Source organism: Trichocoleus sp. DQ-U1, assembly GCF_039961925.1.
In the GTDB taxonomy this organism is placed as follows: Bacteria; Cyanobacteriota; Cyanobacteriia; order Cyanobacteriales; family FACHB-T130; genus FACHB-T130.
In genome coordinates, this window is sequence record NZ_JAMPKB010000014.1 from 61,504 (window position 1) to 79,020 (window position 17,517).

Consider the following 17,517-nt stretch of genomic DNA (forward strand, 5'->3'; position numbering starts at 1 on the left):
GCCCATTGCTGTCTTGGGAGAAGAGAAAATGACAATTTTATTTCAGTTGGTACTAGGTGCTTTAGTCTTTTTATCATTCGTCATGGTCATTGGGGTTCCAGTTGCCTATGCCACTCCTCAGAACTGGGATCAGTCTAAGCGCCTCCTTCTTTTAGGATCTGGAGTTTGGATTGCTCTGGTATTTCTGACAGGTGCCCTAAGCTATTTGGTAGTTTAAGGATAGTCAGAGTCAGTCATCGGTCAGGGTTCGATGGTCATCAGTCCACTGCACCCGACTCAGGACTAAAGACAAATGACTGATGACTCAAAACAACTGACAAAAAGCTTCTTATATCTAAAATCATGGCAGTTTTCGAGGGAACGTTTACTCAGACTCAACCCCTACGGTTTGCGATCGTCATCGGTCGCTTCAACGATTTGGTGACGACTAAACTATTGGAGGGGTGTCAAGATTGTCTGAAACGCCACGGCATCGATGTCAATCCTCAAGGCACTCAAGTGGACTATGCTTGGGTTCCTGGGAGTTTTGAGGTGCCTTTGGTGGCTCACCAGTTGGCACTCACGCGCCGATATGATGCTGTAATTTGCCTGGGTGCAGTCATTCGGGGTCAAACTCCCCATTTTGATTATGTCTCCTCGGAAGTCTCTAAGGGGATTGCCAATGCTGGGTTTCAAACGGGTGTGCCGATAATTTTTGGCATTCTGACGGTAGATACAATGCAACAAGCCTTGGAAAGAGCTGGCATCAAGAGTAACCACGGCTGGGAATATGCAATGAATGCCCTTGAAATGGCAAGCTTAATGCAGCAGCTCAAAGGGAATGCCGGTGGCGCATCCTACGGTAACAATGCGGTTCATACGGTAACAACTCAAGCGTTGCCAGTTTCGCCGAACCTGGCGATTTCTCCAGAGTCAGCAGTTGAACGCAACGTATCTGATTCTCTGTGATCGTTGCACTGAGATTCGGCTGAGCTGAGAGCTGGGGCGGGGTTTTTCCGCCCAAAGCCGCGAAGTCACGAAGATCGATCTCTCGTTTTTCAGCCCACCCTTCGGGAAGGGCAAAGCCGGACATCCTTCATTTTTGCCCTAGCACTTCTCGTCCCAAGTAAGGTTGCAGCGCTTCTGGTATCTTGATGGTGCCATCGGGTTGTTGATAGTTCTCCAGAATCGCTGCCATCGTGCGCCCAATTGCCAATCCGGAACCGTTCAGCGTGTGGACAAATTGGGTTCCTTTTTTTCCAGCTTCTTTGAAACGAATGCTGCCGCGTCGCGCCTGAAAATCCATAAAATTGGAGCAGCTAGAAATCTCGCGGTATTTTCCCGCAGAAGGGAGCCATACCTCTAGGTCGTAGCACTTTGCTGCCCCAAACCCTAAATCCCCAGTGCATAACTCAATGACGCGATAAGGCAACTTCAATGCCTGCAAAATTGCCTCGGCATTTTGTACCAACGATTCATGCTCTGCGGCTGAGTTATTGGGATGGACAAGTTTTACCAACTCGACTTTATTAAACTGGTGCAGTCGAATTAGCCCCCGCGTATCTCGTCCGTAGCTACCCGCTTCCCGACGAAAACAGGGAGTATAGGCGCAGTGATAGATAGGCAGCTGCGACGCCTCTAAGATTTCATCCCGATAGAGATTCGTCACCGGCACTTCAGCAGTGGGAGCTAGCCACAAATCATCTTGAGCGCATTTGAAGCTTTCGTCGGCAAATTTGGGCAGCTGACTTGTGGCGGTGAGAGATTCGCTGTTGATTAGAAAGGGGGGAATGACTTCTACGTATCCAGCAGCGATTTGCTGGTCGAGCATGAAGCTAATTAAAGCTCTTTCTAAGGCAGCACCAGCACCAATTAGCGTGACAAAACGACTTTGTGCAACTTTAGCCGAGCGCTCAAAATTAAGAATTCCTAGTTGTTCGCCAATTTCCCAATGGGGAAGAATTTCGGAGTTTTGAGGCAAGTATTCATCCCCCCAGCGGCGGACTTCTACATTCTCTTCTTCACTTCTACCAATGGGGGTGGAGTCACTGGGTAAGTTAGGAAACGATAACAAGAGCGCTTCTAACTCGGCTTTCAGGGTTCTTTCCTGGGGTTCAAGTTCGGCAATCTGGTTTTTGATTTGGTTGCCTTCTTCCCGCAATGCTTGGATTTCTGAGCCGTTGGGATCGCTACCTGATTTAATTTTTTGACCGACTAATTTGCCGATTTCGTTCCCACGAGCTTGGAGCTGACTTCGCTTTGCTTCTAGTTCTCGTTGCTGCTGGTCGCGCTGCAAAATCGGCTGTAGGTCATATTGCCCGATCCCGCGACGATTCAGGCGCTCTTGTACACCTTCTGAATTTTCCCGTATCTGCTTGAGGTCTAGCACAGATTTTTTCCAGCTTTTTTTGCCAATTAATCAGAATACACTGCGATCGCGCGATCGCGATGATACAGCCGAGAGTCTGTATGCGCTCTCAGCCTTCTTTACTTGCTGATGCCGCAATTCGACCCTTTGCCTCCATTACTGTCGGTTGATGCGACTATACAACCACAAGGAAACAACAATCCCGGCAAAATGAGCGGTAATTGTATGTGTATTCGCCAGCACCACAAAAATATCTAAAGGTTGAATCAACCGATTAATAAATTGGGGATCGTAGATGGCTACCCCACCTTGAGCCTGAGCCAGCGACTTTGCCAGCAGAGTGCCGGTAATCGCTTCTGCGCCCAGAACTGCCAATAATAAGCCCCCTAAACTAACGAGTAATCCAAACCTTAAAACTTTAATCGTATCTGCCTTTTTCGGGCGGAGGTTGGGATTAGGATCTTTTAGCTGTATGCCCAAACGGGTGTAACGCCAAGCTTGATAAACACTGAAATACAGCACTAAAAGACCGCAAACTGCAAAAAAGATACTGCCACCCGTCCCTGGGCTAGCAGCGGCAGCGCCACTGGCACGCGGCTGGGCGGCGGGGATGGCAAACAAGAAAATTATGCTCGAAACAACGGCTAGGACTAACTGAACCCAGAAGCCAGCCCAGCCAGCGATCCGAAAAGAGCCAGCGATTCGCTGTAGAGCTGAAGGAACGGGAGATGAATCGAACTGTTCTCGCATAAATTGATTTTAAATCGGTTTAATTCCGGATTTATCTATAAACAGAGCGTTTTGTTGAACAAGTAATGCAATCCCAAATTTATACGGTAATCTTCCTAACCACCAGTTTGAGGCAATGGGGCAGCAAAATTCAAAGATGTTTAACCTCTGGAGAACTTTTAACCCAATGGAGCCGTCTTTCTTTCGAGAGCAGGCTTCTAATTTACTTGGCTTTGATGACGGCCTGCCATTTCCAGAGCAGCCCTCTCGAAGTGGAAGCAGCATGATGAAATTCCTGCAACCAAATCTCAGGAAGCATTTACTCTCCGTCGCTTATGCAGTTGCTTTGGTAGGTAGTTTGGCAGCCTATCAAAGGACGGTGATGCCGAAACCGCTTTCGGTAGCGCAAAAACATTGGGCAGCGATCGCTACGGAAAACCCGGAGCGAACAGTCACGCAATACAGTGACAATGCCATTTTAATGCGCTCCTATGGCGTTCTGGACGAAGTCTATCAGGGGAAATCCATCTACCCAGCCTGGGAAGAATTCTTCTCGAAGTACAAGATTCAAGATTTCCAGGTTGTTAGACAACAGCAACGCGATCGCGCTGTCGAAGCAGTCATCACGATCTATGCCAAGTCCAAGCACGGAACCCCTGTTGTTTTGTCGCTTTCCTACCAGGTGCAATTTGATAAGGATGGCAAAATCATCCGTGAAGTCTGGCAGGCCAACCCAGAATTGAGTGTCTAAAATTGATGGTATCGTTCTGTCATTTTGCCAGCTGACATCACGCGCTGCTTTTGATCGTTCGCGGTCTTAATACACCAGTGATAGCAGCCTTGTTTGGGGTGTGTTTTCTGATTGATAAAGGCATCGTTAGATTGGGGAAACCGATCCTAATCCAATTTATTTGGCTGGGAGTTCAGTGAATTATGCAGATGAAATTTGAGGATATTTATCAGTTTTTTCAAGACCCTCCTCCCACTTATCTCAACAAGGAACTAGCGGTGTGTTATGTCCTTTCAGTTTTGATGAGTGGAGAATCCTATGGAACGGAACTCATCGGGCGACTAGAGAGTGAATATCCTACCTATCGGCTTTCTGATACCGTCTTATACAGCGCCTTAAAATTTCTGGAAGACCAAGCCGCTATCACAGGGTATTGGAAAAAAGTGGAAGGGAGAGGAAGACCTCGTCGAATGTATCAAATTCGCCCAGAGTGTCTGGAACAGGCTCATGACCTAGCTCGCCTTTGGGATGAATACACAATGAGAGAATCTCAAGCCATCTGAGCCAATCCCAAAGAAGCTCTCTTGCGATAGGCTATAGGTTATAGGCGATCTTGTATCTCTTGGACAAGAGCCTATTTTCCATTGCCCTATCTAGAAATTCGTGAATACGACAATTCTCTTTTCAACATTTCTGCTAACACTGTTGTTAGCAGTCGGTCTATTTTTCTTTATTCGAGCCTCCGCTAAGGATCGAACGCAACAAGTGAAACTGATTGCGGAGCAACCAGAAGAATCAATTTTAATTCAATTGCAACAATATTTCGATCGGCGTGCTTACCGGATTGCGGCGGTGGATGCAAAGCAAAATCAAGTTACATTCCAAGGCTTTGTCCGCCCCAGCTGGTTTTTGGCAATTTTTCTGAGCTTATTAGCTTTTTGTGGCTTTCTTTGTTTGGCATTGGTTTTAGCAATCCTATTTCCCCAATTCGCTAAAATTTTCCTAGGTTTGGTTCTCCTTTCACCAGCCGCGGGCGTTTTTTACTGGAAAAAAGCTGGACGCAGCGAACAAGTTTCCCTGAAGGTGGAAACATTTGCAGGTGTCGAAAAAGAGACTAGAAGTTTAATAACTGTCATCGCCCATCGTGATGAATTGGCTCAATTGCAACAGGAACTGCAATTAAAGCCTTGCGAATGACAACTCTCTGGCTAAAAATCTTAAAAAATTCCAAAACCTGGTCAGTTTGTGAATCCAAAAGAATTTTAATTATGAGGAAAAATTCAAAATTCCTCCTATAAAACAATAGGGGCGGTTCGCGAACCGCCCCTATAACCGAGTTTTCACGTTTAATGCCTAAAACTTCAGCTGCTACGAACAGCGGCGAGGGTAGGCTTTTCCACAGGATTGTCGATTATCCTAAGGCTAGGAAACAGAAAATGATTTTCTTCAACATATTGGGCACCAAATAGCCCCTTTTCCGCCCAAAAGTACCGATCTGTGGTGTGTTCGTTCCGCTTCACGAGCAGCAAAGCAGGCGGAAGGATTCCTTCGGTTTGAATAAACTTTCGCGCGGCGGTGACTGGTTTATCTTCGCCACTTTCAATACTATACTGAGGGACATGCTCTAAAATTCTACGTCCTTCCTGGCGACGGCGACTTTTCCGCTTGCGTCTTCTAGCCAACCTCCTTACCTCCCCTTTAATTCTGACAGTTGTAATGATAGATACAAAAACCGTCGCAAGTATATCGGTTTGAGTTCAAAATATCAACCGCTTTTTACCGATTGATACAAACATTACAGCCCTCAGAAATTAAAATCGACAGCAGCAGAAGGGGCAATAGACGCTATATATGCAAGCTTGTCTAAACTTGAGCCTAGATATAGCGTATAAAGGGCTAGATTTATTCGACCTTGACAAAATTTAGCCAGTTTGGAAGCAGTTTTGTAACCAAACTATCATGAAAGCTCGCTAAAATTTTTGTAATAAAAAGAAACAAAAATGAGGTCTTTGCACGACCTTTGCCGCTTCAGCGCAATTGCGTGTCAGGATCGACGGAAGAAAACCCGATCCGATGAATGCAATTTTCCTCGCTGTCAAGTACCCAAGTATAAGCGAATGTGTCTATGTCTACCAGTTCAGAATTCATAACTTTGTGCCAATCACAAGTAGCACTATTAACTCAAGGACTGGAAGCTGCCTTGAGTGTTGTGTATTTAACGGAAGAACTGGTAGAGGGCGTCCCAACTAAGCTAAGGCCGGTTGTTGCTTACCCACAGACAGCGGTGGAATGGGAAACGGATGAGATTTCGGCTTTGGGATTTTCCGATCGACCGTTGGCATCCATTCCTCGGTTATTGTCAGCGGCATCTCCGGTTTCTCAGGAGTCCGATGCGGTTTCTGAGACGGGTTCAACGGAATCGGCGGCTGAAGTCGGGAAAGAAGAAACGATTGATGAATTGCAGGCAAAGGCGGGGACATCGCCCCTCCAGCGATCGCTCTTCGCCGATGCTGACTTGAGTAGCTCCTCGCGTCAAATTGTGGTGCCTTTGTTGCATGAAGGTGTGGTGATGGGGCTGCTGGTGACAGCTCGTGAAGATAGACCTTGGAACCAGCGGGAACGAACCGCGATTGAACGGATTGCCGATACACTGGCGAGCGCTTGTATTCTGGATCGGCGTTCCCAATGGTTTGAGCAACAGCTGAGTCAGCAGCGTCATCTTCAGGCTCAACAGCGCGATCTCATGGACGATCTGATACACCAGTTTCGCAATCCGATGACCGCCTTACGGACGTTTGGCAAGTTACTCCTCAGACGATTGGTACCTGGAGATGCGAACCGCGAAGTTGCCAACAGCATCGTGCGTGAAAGCGATCGCTTGCAAGAGTTGCTTCTACAGTTCGATCGGGCAGTGGATATGGACGAAGGAGAGTTAGTGCCTTTGTACGGGCAAATCGCGGATCGTGCTTACGATGCAGTTCCCGTGCCGATTGCCCCGTCCTGTCCGCTTCCCCGAAAAGGTGAAGATTTAGGAAATCTCTACTCTCCCTTGGGATTGGAGCCTCAGACAATTCCGACGAGAGCGCTGGCGTTGGAATCCTGCTCGGTGGCGAAAGTTTTGGAACCGCTAGTGGTGACATCCAGCGCGATCGCCCAAGAAAAAAATCTGGCTTTATTAGCAGAAATTCCTCCGAATTTGCCGCCAGTACAAGCCAATGCCAAAGTACTGCGCGAAGTGTTAAGCAATCTGATTGACAATGCTTTGAAATATACCCCGGCGGGTGGGCAAGTTTACATTCAGGCAGGAAATCGACGACATACTTCTCAAGGAGATTTTCAGGCGATCGCAATTAGCGATACTGGCCCTGGCATTCCCGTGCAAGATAAAGAGCATTTGTTTGAGCGACATTACCGAGGCGTCCAGGCAGAAACTGAGATTCCGGGGAGTGGATTGGGTTTAGCGATCGCGAGAGATTTAGTAGAACAAATGCAGGGCGAAATTGAAGTCATTAGCCCCGCCGAACGCAACTGGCTCGATCGCAGTATTCCCCACACTCAAGGACCCGGAACGACCTTTATTGTCTGGTTACTAACTGAAGCCTTAAAGGGCGAAGATGAAGTTTGATAAGTTGCTCTTACATTTATTTGTATTTGAGCTGGTAATGGGTAATCCGATTACTTATCTAGGGCGATCGGTCTGCATGGTATAGCAGTCATCAATGATTCGTGAAAACGAGATGCCCGACTTCTTGGAGAAGTCGGGCATCTGAACTGTTGGCATCTCACAACTCAAATAGGATTGCGATAAGACGCCATTTAGAATTAAAAACCCGGTTTCTTCTAGAAACCGGGTTTTGAAAATGCTTATTTCTTTGTGCCTATCTGCTTAGGAATGAAGCGATCGCTAGTCAAATAGAATTGCACGCTTCATTCTGCAAATATTACTGCTCTAGCACTAACTCATCATTTAACCGCAGATTCAGATCCGTATCCGGATCAATCGCAATCAGATCCACTCTATCCCGACCGAGGAACAGTCCGATGAGTCCACCAATTCCCAGACCGCCCAAGACTTCTTCGGTAGCGATCGCTTTGTCACCCGTCACAGCAGAAACCGCAGCAGCAGCAGCAGCACCTAATGCGGCATTCTTGAGGATCCCACCAACGCTAGTACCCTTGGTAACGGATTCGGTTTTGGTAATGGTTTGAGAAGTAGCATCGATAGCCACCCGTTGACCGTTCGTGAAAACCAGTTCCTTCGCCACAAACTGAGAGCCTCCCTGAGCCGGTTGCAGTTCACCGACCACTTGGCTTCCAGAGGGGATTAGCACCGTTCCATCAGATGTGGTGATATTTGCTGCCACCGTTAGCGTCAGCGGTGCCCTTTCGTCCTTTGTAACCAGAATTTTTTCTTTCTCGTACCTAACTGGAATAGTGGTTCCAGCCGGAATCGCGACTGTCGTGTCCTCTGGCGGTGTGTCGTTGAGAGAGACAATATAGGGCGAGTTAATTGCCGCTACTTGTCCAGAACTCACCAATGCCTGATAGATGAAAGCTGCTACCTCCGCTCTGGTGGCATTCCGAGTTGGATTCAGCGTCTGGAGAGTCGGATAGTTCACCACAATGCTCTTTTCTGTTGCCGCAGCAATGCTACTGCGAGCATAGGTAGAGATGGAAGAAGCATCGTTATACACTTGCAAATCAGCCGATACGGGATTGCTGGCAGTGTAATTCAAGCCATTCGCCAAGGAAACTAGAACTTGTTCGCGGGGAATATTTTGTGTAGGTCTAAAGACGTTACCGGGATAACCCGACAAAAATCCCATTTCGTAAGCTTCACGGATAGCCGAGTATGCCCAGTAGGTCGATGAAAGATCCACAAAATTAACAGCATTGCGGATTTTATTCTTGTTGAAGGCCTTACGAACCATCGCCGCGAATTGGGCACGAGTCACCGGATCGTTGGGTCGAAACGTACCATCGGGGAACCCGGCAATTACATCACGTTGTGCCAGTTCTTGAATAAAACTAGCAGCCCAGTAGCTTGAGGATACATCACTAAAATTGATAGCTTGAGCAACAGCTGGTGCCGGTGACATAATTGTTTCTACTAGGGGAGCCATCGAACCTGCCGACATTCCCAGCATTAGTAGTAAAGCTGTTCCAGATTTCAAGCGCTTTAAGTTAGACATTGAGAACTTCTCCACTTTTCGCATTCCTTTGATTATTTAGACCTAAGATTACCTGATAGGTTCCTAGAAATTTCAATCTCAACAAATTTATTTACTGCCGTGACAGATTATAGAGATATAGACAGTTTCAGCGGAAAGTTCTGGACTGCCTAAGAAGGAAAGACGCATATTTTGCAAAAATAGTTGCTTGTTGTAGAAAAAATTGGCTTCCGGAGCCTCTAGAAGCCGATCACAATATAGATTGGGAATGCAAAAAAAAGGCACGCTATGTGTAGCGTGCCCTAACTTGTGGAATGATGATGTCAAAATTCGGGTCTTTATCTATTAGTCTTAAAGCTAGTTCTGATGGTCAACCCACCGACGGTAGAGTTTTTGAATCGCTTTGAGGACAGGACTAGGGGCTGACTTCTGAGAGGCACTGTTGGGATCTAGAAGCTGTAATCGAGTCAGGAGTTTAGCTTCCTCAATCGCTACCTCGCCATCGCTATAAATTAAAGCGCTGAGGGCTTCGATGAGGCGCTGGTAATCGTCGGTGCTGGGGCGATCGCCTAAATAATCTTGCACCCAATTGTAGACCTCGCTTGGGCTTACAGCTACGAGTTCATACAACAAAGGCTGAATCTCTGGATCGTCAGCAATGCCCTTTTCCTTCGCCACTCGCTGAAGATATTGCCGTTCCTCTGACTGAATTTTGCCATCAATCCAAGCTGCGCCGATGAGAATTTTAACAAGCTGTTTAACACTAGAATTGGCTACCATTGGCTTTTCCCTTATTTCCCCTAACAGATTAATCCATCAACAGATTTCTGCAACCACAACTACCATAGAGGTTTAGCTATTTTTCTTCTGTAGCCGCACCATAAAGAATCCATCCATTTGATGCCGGTGGGGCCAGACTTCGATCCATCCAGCAGGGGTAGTATAAGCTGCCGCTGGTGAATTGGGGTTGGGGGGCAAAATCTGCCACTGGGGGTAACGCTCTAAAAAGGCGCGAACAACACCTTCATTCTCCAATGGATGCAAGGTACAAGTTGCATAAACCAGAATGCCATTCGGTTTAACCCAGGTAGCCAGTCGATCTAATAGTTCGCCTTGCAGAATTGAAAGTTCCTGAACTGTCTGTAGAGTTTGCCGCCAACGGGCGTCAGCATGACGATGTAGCGTCCCCAGTCCAGAGCAGGGGGCATCGAGTAATACCCTATCAGCTTGATTGATAAACTGGGGTAGGTTGCGGCTGTCCCCCTCCTGAATTTGAATCGAGTGCAAACTTAACCGTTTGGCATTTTCTTGCAGTTTCCGGAGACGGGAAGCAGTCTTGTCACACGCCCAAACAGTTCCCCGATCTTCGATCAATTCTGCGATGTGCGTTGTCTTTCCCCCTGGTGCTGCACAGGCATCGATGACGACTTCGCCCGGTTGGGGATCTAGCAGATAACTAACTAGCTGGGCACTACTATCTTGTACCGTCCACCAACCTTCGCTAAAACCAGGTAAATTTTGAATTGCGCCTGTGCCACCAGTTAGCCTCAAAGCTTGGGGTAGATGGGGGACGCGACTCACTGAGATACCCGCAGCTTGCAGTGCTGCCTCAACTTTCTCTATCTCAGCGCGAAGGGGATTTACCCGCAAGTCAATTGCTGGGGTTTGGTTCATCCATTCACACAGCTGTTCCGTTTCTTCTAAACCCAGACGTTCTAGCCATACCTCAATAATCCAGTCGGGATAGCTGTGTAAGATGCCTAATCGTTCAACTGGGTTTTTTGGCAGATGTAGCGGGTCAGATTCTAAGTTCTGAACTTCCCCTCCCCGGTTCCCCTGCTTTTTGCCTTCCGCTAGACGAATATACTGTCGCAATAGACCATTGACAAAGCCGGAAAGCCCAGAAAATCCGTTTTCTTTGGCTAATTGCACGGTAGTATTCACAGCTGCCGACACAGGGATTCGGTCTTGATAACGAAGTTGATATAAGCCTAGATGCAGAATTGCGCGGAGGTCTAGGGGTTGTTGGTGGGCTTTCTTTTTACCTAGATGGTCGATGAGTGCATCGAGCGATCGCTGTCTTCTCACACTCCCATAAACTAACTCTGTCACTAACCGTCGATCGGTAGCACTCAAGTCTGCTCGGCGCAGCAGTCGGTCGAGTGCCACGTCAGCAAAAGCGCCTTTACGGTGGACATCCCGAAGTGCCAGAAATGCTATTTGACGAGGATTTTGCATACTAAATAGTATGCGTTAGCAGATGCATTTGGAAGCATTGCTGTCTCAGTTTGACTCAGCAGTCTCTCTACGTCTTCATTGAAACAACGATTTACACGTTCTCTTCAACTGTCTGTGTCACTCTCTTAATTGTCCCAGCGACCGCCAGAAGGCTTCAGGAGACGCAGAAAACCCCTGTTAGCCTTCAAACCCCATTTTTTCTCAGACAGAACGTCTCTGCTTTTTCTGGAAACAACTCACAAGGGCTTGTTTCCACTTAATGTCACTCCAAGTATTGACACACCACCTCACCAGTTTTCTGCTGACGGCTTTCTACAGTAGAGAACGTAAGCAATTAGTCATTCATCCATCTCAGAAACAAAATGTACCGCATCCGTAAATCAGCTTTATTTTCTTTTGGCTTGTTATTAATAGTTTCGGGTATCAGTGCTTGTGACACTCAAGTTACAGATGCCGCACCCTCCTCAGAAACACCCAAACTCGTAACCGAATCATCAATTAAACCCTCGACCGAACCAACTCAACCCCAATCAAGCTTAGAAGTATCTTCTTCAGAAAAAACCGCTCAAACTAAACAAGCTGTTCAAAGCAGCTTCGAGCCGGTGAAAGCAACTCCAAAAAAGGTAAAAGTCTTTTTTCCTAAAAACCCCCAAAGCGGGCAAGATTTCACTTATGTTGAGCCAGTTTGGCGAACAACAAACAGTCCGAGTACAGCCCAGTTTGCCATTGAGCAATTAATCGCAGGGCCTACAAGTCAGGAAAAAGCTCGTGGTTTAATCGACCCTATTGAATTCAAGGGCAGTTCCAACTGCGGCAAAGATTTTACGATTTCCATCACGAATGGAATTGCTAAACTGAAATTCTGTAAGTCGGTAATTTCAGGAGGTACTGGAGATGATGCTCGTCAAAAATTCTCTATTAATACCACCCTTAAGCAATTTCCAACTGTCAACTCAGTTATTATTCTGGATAGAAACGGCAAATGCTTAAACGATCAAAGTGGCGAGAATACTTGCCTAAAGAAAGCCGAAAAACTGACAACTGAATCGGGGCTATCGATTGACGGACTTGGGTCAGTTAAAATTAACATGACTGTTGCTGAGGCATCAGGCGTTGCTGGGACTCCAATCGTGCCATCCCGGCAAAATCCCAATCGCGTCTGTGACTATTACAAGCCAGCAAATGGGCCTGAGGGTGTTACTTTCATGGTCACTCAAGGTCGTATCGCTACGGTAGAAGTTGAAACCAATAAAATTACCACTGTTCATGGTATCAAAGTTGACGATACAGAAAGCACGATTAAGTCTGCCTATCCCGGACAAATTCAGGTAAGTCGTCTTCTCAACAGCGAAAAAGGTAAAGCCTGGGTCGTTCAACCAAGCAGCTTTGCTAACAAAGACTTCCGTCTCGTTTTTGTCTCTCCGAATGGCGAGACTGTATCGCGCATGATTGCTGGTAAAGTTCCAGAAGTGAATTATGCAGAAGGCTGTCTTGATGTTCGCCCTGGGTGATAGGGTTTTAGTGTAAATTTGTTAACCCAGCTATCAAAACTAGCTGGGTTTCGCGTTTTAGTGGAAGGTGGGAGAGCGATCGCGCTTTTTCCCATCTGCCAAAAGTAAAGATTTAAGAAGTTGAACCGCGAAGATGCTGAAGATGCTAAGGACGCGAAGGAAGAGAAATAAAGAGCGATCGCGCTTTTTCCTTTCCCCATCTGCCCTCAATAATGAAGCAGGATAAGCGAGTCTATTTTTTATGGGACAGTCTGCTTGTTAAAGATTATCTAGTTGCTTTTTTAGGTCTTCCAATTCGTTATCAACTGCTGAATGAGATTTAGAGCTAGTATTTGAGTGAGCTGACGGTAGTTGTACCTGGGTTGTGGAAGAACCAGTCAGTTGTGCCTTCATCGCTGCTAATTCATCATCAACGTCGTTGCCAGATTCCAGCATGGCAAATTGCTCTTCTAAATTTTTGCCAGTTAGTTCTACCGTTACCAGAGAACGGGTTTCCACTTCCAAGTCTTTTTCTTCCATGCGCTCGAAGGCACCCATAGCGCTGCTGGTATTTAAACGTCCCACAGAACTTTGCAGCTGTTCCTGAGCTTTGGCAGCTTGTACCCGTGCCTTGAGCCTATCCTGTTGCTGTTTAGCTTCAGAAATTTTTTTTTCTAGGGCAATTAAGTTGCGATTGAGAGTTTCTACCTGAGCCTTTTGCCGATCCAAAGTGGTTTTCAGAGTGTCGGTGTTTGTTTTTGTGCGTACTAACGCTTCTCTAGCAAGATTTTCGTCGTCTAGTGGGCGATAAAAACACAACTGGAAGCGAGCCGCCAATTTTTGGGCTTCGTTGTACTGATGCTGAGTCTGTTTTTGAGCAGCAATGGCTGTGGCAACTTCCTGACGCAACTGCACCACGCCTTGTTGCATATCAATGATGGACTGCTCCAAAATTTTTTCTGGGTCTCTAGCCTTGTTAAGCGCGTCATTCAGATTTGCTCTGGCATTTAGGCTAATGCGCTCGAATAATCCCATGAGTTTCTTGCCTTTTAAGGAATATGAGAATTCACAAGCTCTGGTATCAGCTCAGATAGCGATCGCAGTCACATCTGGGTAGTAGAACTTACTCAAAATTAAACTAAGTCAATTATTAATGCTTCGTAATAATTACTGAAATCCTTATCACCTCTCTCAGTTTTTATGTAAAAGTAAGCTTTGAGCTATCTTGCTCAGATAGATGTTTTTAGTTAATAAACTGCCCTTAATTATGACTTCGGTGCGCCCTCACGATAAAGCCAAAGCCCTCAAACCTTCTAGTCGTCGCCCTGCTAAAGAACTCTGTAGCGAGTGCGGGCTATGCGACACCTACTATATTCACTATGTCAAGGAAGCGTGTGCATTTCTTAATCAGCAGATAGCGGAACTGGAAGAACAAATCCACGGAAGAAGCCGCAATCTAGATAATCCCGATGATTGGTACTTTGGGGTTAGTCAAGAGATGATGGCGGCGCGGAAAACTGAGCCAATTGAGGGGGCGCAGTGGACGGGAATTGTCAGCACCATTGCCATCGAAATGCTCAATCGCGGCATGGTTGAAGGTGTCGTCTGCGTCCAGAATACGAAGGAAGACAGATTTCAGCCAATGCCGATAATCGCTCGCACGCCAGAAGAAATTCTGGCAGCGCGGGTGAATAAGCCAACGCTGTCGCCTAATCTTTCGGTATTGGAGCAAATTGAGCAATCTGGGATGAAGCGGCTGTTGGTAATTGGCGTGGGTTGCCAAATTCAAGCATTACGAGCCGTTGAGAAGGAACTGGGATTAGAAAAGCTTTACGTTTTGGGTACGCCCTGTGTGGATAATGTTAACCGCGCCGGGTTGCAAAAATTCTTGGAAACCACTAGCCGTTCCCCGGATACAGTGGTGCATTACGAGTTTATGCAAGATTTCCGGGTTCACTTCAAGCACGAAGATGGCTCTACGGAAATGGTGCCTTTCTTTGGACTGAAGACAAACCAGTTAAAGGATGTTTTCGCTCCTTCTTGTATGAGCTGCTTTGATTATGTGAATTCTCTGGCAGATTTAGTCGTAGGCTACATGGGCGCACCCTTTGGCTGGCAGTGGATTGTGGTGCGGAATGACACTGGCAAAGAAATGCTGGATTTGGTGCAAGATCAGATAGACACGCAGCCAGTGATGTCCCACGGAAACCGCAAAGAAGCGGTACAACAAAGTATTCCCGCTTACGATAAAGGCGTTACTCTCCCGATGTGGGCGGCAAAGCTGATGGGAGTCGTGATTGAAAAAATTGGCCCCAAAGGTTTAGAGTATGCCCGTTTCTCAATTGATTCCCACTTCACCCGCAATTATTTGTATGTGAAGCGCAATCATCCGGAGAAGTTAGAGGCGCACGTACCAGAATATGCCAAGCGAATTGTCGGGCAGTATAAATTGCCGGAATCTTGAAGGTTTCGCGCCAAGACGCAAAAGCGCAAAGTTTTTCTTGGCGTCTTGGCGCGAAATTATTCTAAGCTGGCCCCACAGCTTCAATTGCGGCTTCTAGCGCGATCGCTACATGAGTCCAATGGGTTCCCCCTTGACAAAATACAACGTATGGCTCTCGTAGTGGTCCATCGGATGACAATTCAGAGGTGCTGCCTTCAATAAAGGTACCTCCAGCCATCACTAGCTGGCTCTCATATCCCGGCATATCACCGGGTATCGGATCGACATAGGAATCGATAGGCGAGTGCTGTTGAATGGCTTGACAAAAGGCAATCATCTTCTCACGCGAACCCAATTTGATGGCTTGAATCACGTCGCGGCGGGGTGCCATTGGTAAAGGATTCACTGCATAACCCAATTGATCGAAAACGTAAGCCGTCAGGTGATTCCCTTTCATGGCTTCCCCGACCATTTGTGGTGCGAGGAACAATCCTTGGAACATCAGGCGATGTTGATCGAAACTGGCACCACCACTACTGCCAATTCCTGGTGCCGTCAAACGACAGGCGGCGGCTTCTACTAAGTCTGCCCGCCCCGCAACATAGCCGCCAGCGGTTACGATAGTACCACCAGGATTTTTAATCAAAGAGCCAGCCATTAGATCGGCACCGACAGCGGTAGGTTCCTGTTCTTCAATAAATTCCCCATAACAATTATCGACAAAGCAAACTGTGTTGGGATTTTGTTGTTTGACCAGGAAAACAATTTTTTCGATGTCGGTAATGGAAAGACTGGGACGCCAGGAATAGCCGCAGGAACGCTGGATTAACACGAGACGAGTGCGATCGCTAACTCCTGTCGCCAGCGCTTGCCAATCAATAATTCCTTCTTCCGTAAGAGCCAATTCTTTGTAACTAACGCCAAAATCAAGTAAGGAGCCTTGGCCTTGCCCACGCAAACCAATAACTTCTTCTAGCGTGTCATAGGGGGCACCGACCACTGCCAGCATTTCATCTCCAGGACGAAGAACGCCAAATAAGGCACAGGCGATCGCATGAGTACCGGACACAAACTGCACTCGAACCGCAGCAGCTTCGGCACCCATCACGTCCGCAAATACCCGATCGTGCGTCTGACGCCCTAAATCATCGTGACCGTAGCCGGTGACACCAGCGAAATGGTGCGCCCCCACCCGATGGTGACGAAAGGCTTCCAGCACTCGTTTAAGATTTTGCTTGACTGTTGCGTCAATTGCGGAAAAAATCGGAAACAGTACCTTTTCTGCTTCCTGTAGCTGTTGAAAGCTGTTCATCAATACCTGGAGAAAGAGATTTCTTATTTATTTTAGATTTTGGAGCTTTTGGCAATGTAAAAATTTGCATTTCCAGTAAAAGCAGGGCAAACAAGCCGCCCTTACAAGACCAAGATCAAAATCCCAAATCCAATAGCAGGTTGGGCTGCACAATTTTTATCAAGGTTACTGCATGACTGTTGCGACCACAACTAAAGATCAAGAACAGGTGAGACAAGACTCGCCTCTCCGTCCTGATTGGGTCATTATTATCTACATGGCTGCGTTACACATCGCAGCGCTTTTCGCCCTATTTCCCAGTAACTTCAGTTGGGCTGCGGTTGGTGTCGCCGTCTTTTTCCACTGGGTAACGGGTGGCTTGGGAATTACGCTGGGATTTCATCGTCTGGTAACGCATCGTAGTTTCCAAACCCCTAAGTGGTTAGAATACTTCTTTGTTCTCTGCGGCACCCTTTCCTGCCAAGGAGGTCCGATTAACTGGATAGGCATACATCGCCTCCATCATTTGCACTCGGATGAAAACTTAGATCCTCATGATTCCAACAAAGGTTTTTGGTGGAGTCACATGGGCTGGATGCTTTATCAAAACCCTGCGGATACAGACATCCCTCGGGTTACTAAAGATATTTCTGGCGATCCGGTTTATCAGTTTTTACAAAAATATTTCATTCCCATTCAGGTTGTCTTAGGTTTAATTCTTTACGCCTTGGGCGGTTGGCCTTTTGTGGTTTGGGGAATTTTTGTTCGGATCGTTGCAGTGTTTCACTGCACTTGGTTTGTCAACAGTGCAACGCATAAATTTGGCTATCGCACTTACGAATCTGAGGATCGCTCGACTAATTGTTGGTGGGTGGCTTTACTCACCTATGGCGAAGGTTGGCACAACAACCACCATGCTTTTCAATATTCCGCTCGACATGGCTTAAAGTGGTGGGAAATTGACCTAACGTGGATGACCATTCAATTTCTTCAGTCGCTCGGTTTAGCCTCAAAGGTAAAACTGGTCGAAGAAAGTAAACAATAAACAGTAAAAAGGCAAAAGAAAGCGGAGAGAAGG

16 protein-coding genes and 1 pseudogene are annotated in these 17,517 nt (G+C 46.9%); 9 read left to right on the forward strand and 8 right to left on the reverse strand.

The window, feature by feature from the left end:
* Positions 1 to 28: 28 nt before the first annotated feature.
* Positions 29 to 217, forward strand: a complete 189-nt coding sequence (gene psbZ / locus NDI34_RS08350; protein WP_190414408.1) for a photosystem II reaction center protein PsbZ — start codon at positions 29 to 31, stop codon at positions 215 to 217.
* A 125-nt stretch (positions 218 to 342) separates the two neighbouring features.
* A pseudogene (gene ribH / locus NDI34_RS08355) lies at positions 343 to 816 on the forward strand (6,7-dimethyl-8-ribityllumazine synthase); the annotation flags it as partial.
* A 259-nt stretch (positions 817 to 1,075) separates the two neighbouring features.
* Here ribH and serS read toward each other — a convergent pair.
* Entirely contained in the window at positions 1,076 to 2,368 is a 1,293-nt protein-coding gene (serS, locus tag NDI34_RS08360) for a serine--tRNA ligase (protein WP_348232398.1), read from the reverse strand.
* A gap of 135 nt (positions 2,369 to 2,503) precedes the next feature.
* Entirely contained in the window at positions 2,504 to 3,097 is a 594-nt protein-coding gene (locus NDI34_RS08365) for a DUF3611 family protein (RefSeq protein ID WP_190427300.1), read from the reverse strand.
* Between the two features lie 136 nt (positions 3,098 to 3,233).
* Here NDI34_RS08365 and NDI34_RS08370 point away from each other — a divergent pair, with 136 nt between their 5' ends.
* The 3 genes from NDI34_RS08370 (at position 3,234) to NDI34_RS08380 (ending at position 5,003) form a co-directional block, all read left to right on the forward strand.
* Positions 3,234 to 3,827, forward strand: coding sequence for a hypothetical protein (locus NDI34_RS08370; protein ID WP_242033824.1), 594 nt, complete (start codon positions 3,234 to 3,236; stop codon positions 3,825 to 3,827).
* A 188-nt stretch (positions 3,828 to 4,015) separates the two neighbouring features.
* On the forward strand, positions 4,016 to 4,369 hold the full coding sequence (locus NDI34_RS08375) for a PadR family transcriptional regulator (RefSeq protein WP_190414485.1): 354 nt from the start codon (positions 4,016 to 4,018) through the stop codon (positions 4,367 to 4,369).
* Between the two features lie 100 nt (positions 4,370 to 4,469).
* Positions 4,470 to 5,003 carry a cofactor assembly of complex C subunit B gene (locus NDI34_RS08380; RefSeq protein ID WP_348232399.1) on the forward strand — a complete coding sequence of 178 codons (534 nt, stop codon included), beginning with the start codon at positions 4,470 to 4,472 and terminating at the stop codon, positions 5,001 to 5,003.
* Between the two features lie 164 nt (positions 5,004 to 5,167).
* Here NDI34_RS08380 and NDI34_RS08385 read toward each other — a convergent pair whose 3' ends face one another.
* Positions 5,168 to 5,488, reverse strand: coding sequence for a DUF3155 domain-containing protein (locus NDI34_RS08385; protein WP_190414413.1), 321 nt, complete (start codon positions 5,486 to 5,488; stop codon positions 5,168 to 5,170).
* 443 nt (positions 5,489 to 5,931) lie between these two features.
* Here NDI34_RS08385 and NDI34_RS08390 point away from each other — a divergent pair, with 443 nt between their 5' ends.
* Positions 5,932 to 7,431 (forward strand): ATP-binding protein, encoded by a 1,500-nt coding sequence (locus NDI34_RS08390; RefSeq protein WP_348232400.1) that lies wholly within the window; start codon positions 5,932 to 5,934, stop codon positions 7,429 to 7,431.
* Positions 7,432 to 7,747: 316 nt separating this feature from the next.
* Here NDI34_RS08390 and NDI34_RS08395 read toward each other — a convergent pair whose 3' ends face one another.
* The 3 genes from NDI34_RS08395 to NDI34_RS08405 all read right to left on the reverse strand — a co-directional run bounded on the left by NDI34_RS08395 (position 7,748) and on the right by NDI34_RS08405 (position 11,215).
* Positions 7,748 to 8,998: an S-layer homology domain-containing protein gene (locus NDI34_RS08395; RefSeq protein WP_190414415.1), complete on the reverse strand. Its 1,251-nt coding sequence runs from the start codon at positions 8,996 to 8,998 to the stop codon at positions 7,748 to 7,750.
* Positions 8,999 to 9,334: 336 nt separating this feature from the next.
* Positions 9,335 to 9,757, reverse strand: a complete 423-nt coding sequence (locus tag NDI34_RS08400; protein ID WP_190414416.1) for a TerB family tellurite resistance protein — start codon at positions 9,755 to 9,757, stop codon at positions 9,335 to 9,337.
* Positions 9,758 to 9,829: 72 nt separating this feature from the next.
* The gene (locus NDI34_RS08405; protein ID WP_348232401.1) at positions 9,830 to 11,215 is read right to left on the reverse strand and encodes a 16S rRNA (cytosine(967)-C(5))-methyltransferase; all 1,386 of its coding nucleotides are present in this window, start codon (positions 11,213 to 11,215) and stop codon (positions 9,830 to 9,832) included.
* Positions 11,216 to 11,577: 362 nt separating this feature from the next.
* On the opposite strand from NDI34_RS08405, the gene NDI34_RS08410 reads away from it, so the two are divergent.
* Entirely contained in the window at positions 11,578 to 12,726 is a 1,149-nt protein-coding gene (locus NDI34_RS08410; RefSeq protein WP_348232402.1) for a hypothetical protein, read from the forward strand.
* Positions 12,727 to 12,984: 258 nt separating this feature from the next.
* Here the strand turns inward: NDI34_RS08410 and NDI34_RS08415 are convergent, their stop codons facing one another.
* The gene (locus tag NDI34_RS08415; protein ID WP_348232403.1) at positions 12,985 to 13,740 is read right to left on the reverse strand and encodes a PspA/IM30 family protein; all 756 of its coding nucleotides are present in this window, start codon (positions 13,738 to 13,740) and stop codon (positions 12,985 to 12,987) included.
* 232 nt (positions 13,741 to 13,972) lie between these two features.
* On the opposite strand from NDI34_RS08415, the gene NDI34_RS08420 reads away from it, so the two are divergent.
* Positions 13,973 to 15,169 carry a Coenzyme F420 hydrogenase/dehydrogenase, beta subunit C-terminal domain gene (locus NDI34_RS08420; RefSeq protein WP_348232404.1) on the forward strand — a complete coding sequence of 399 codons (1,197 nt, stop codon included), beginning with the start codon at positions 13,973 to 13,975 and terminating at the stop codon, positions 15,167 to 15,169.
* A gap of 61 nt (positions 15,170 to 15,230) precedes the next feature.
* On the opposite strand, the gene NDI34_RS08425 is transcribed toward NDI34_RS08420, so the two are convergent.
* The gene (locus NDI34_RS08425) at positions 15,231 to 16,460 is read right to left on the reverse strand and encodes a methionine gamma-lyase family protein (RefSeq protein WP_348232405.1); all 1,230 of its coding nucleotides are present in this window, start codon (positions 16,458 to 16,460) and stop codon (positions 15,231 to 15,233) included.
* Positions 16,461 to 16,632: 172 nt separating this feature from the next.
* On the opposite strand from NDI34_RS08425, the gene NDI34_RS08430 reads away from it, so the two are divergent.
* Complete coding sequence (locus NDI34_RS08430; RefSeq protein ID WP_190414423.1) at positions 16,633 to 17,484, forward strand: acyl-CoA desaturase; 852 nt, start codon at positions 16,633 to 16,635, stop codon at positions 17,482 to 17,484.
* Positions 17,485 to 17,517 lie beyond the last annotated feature (33 nt).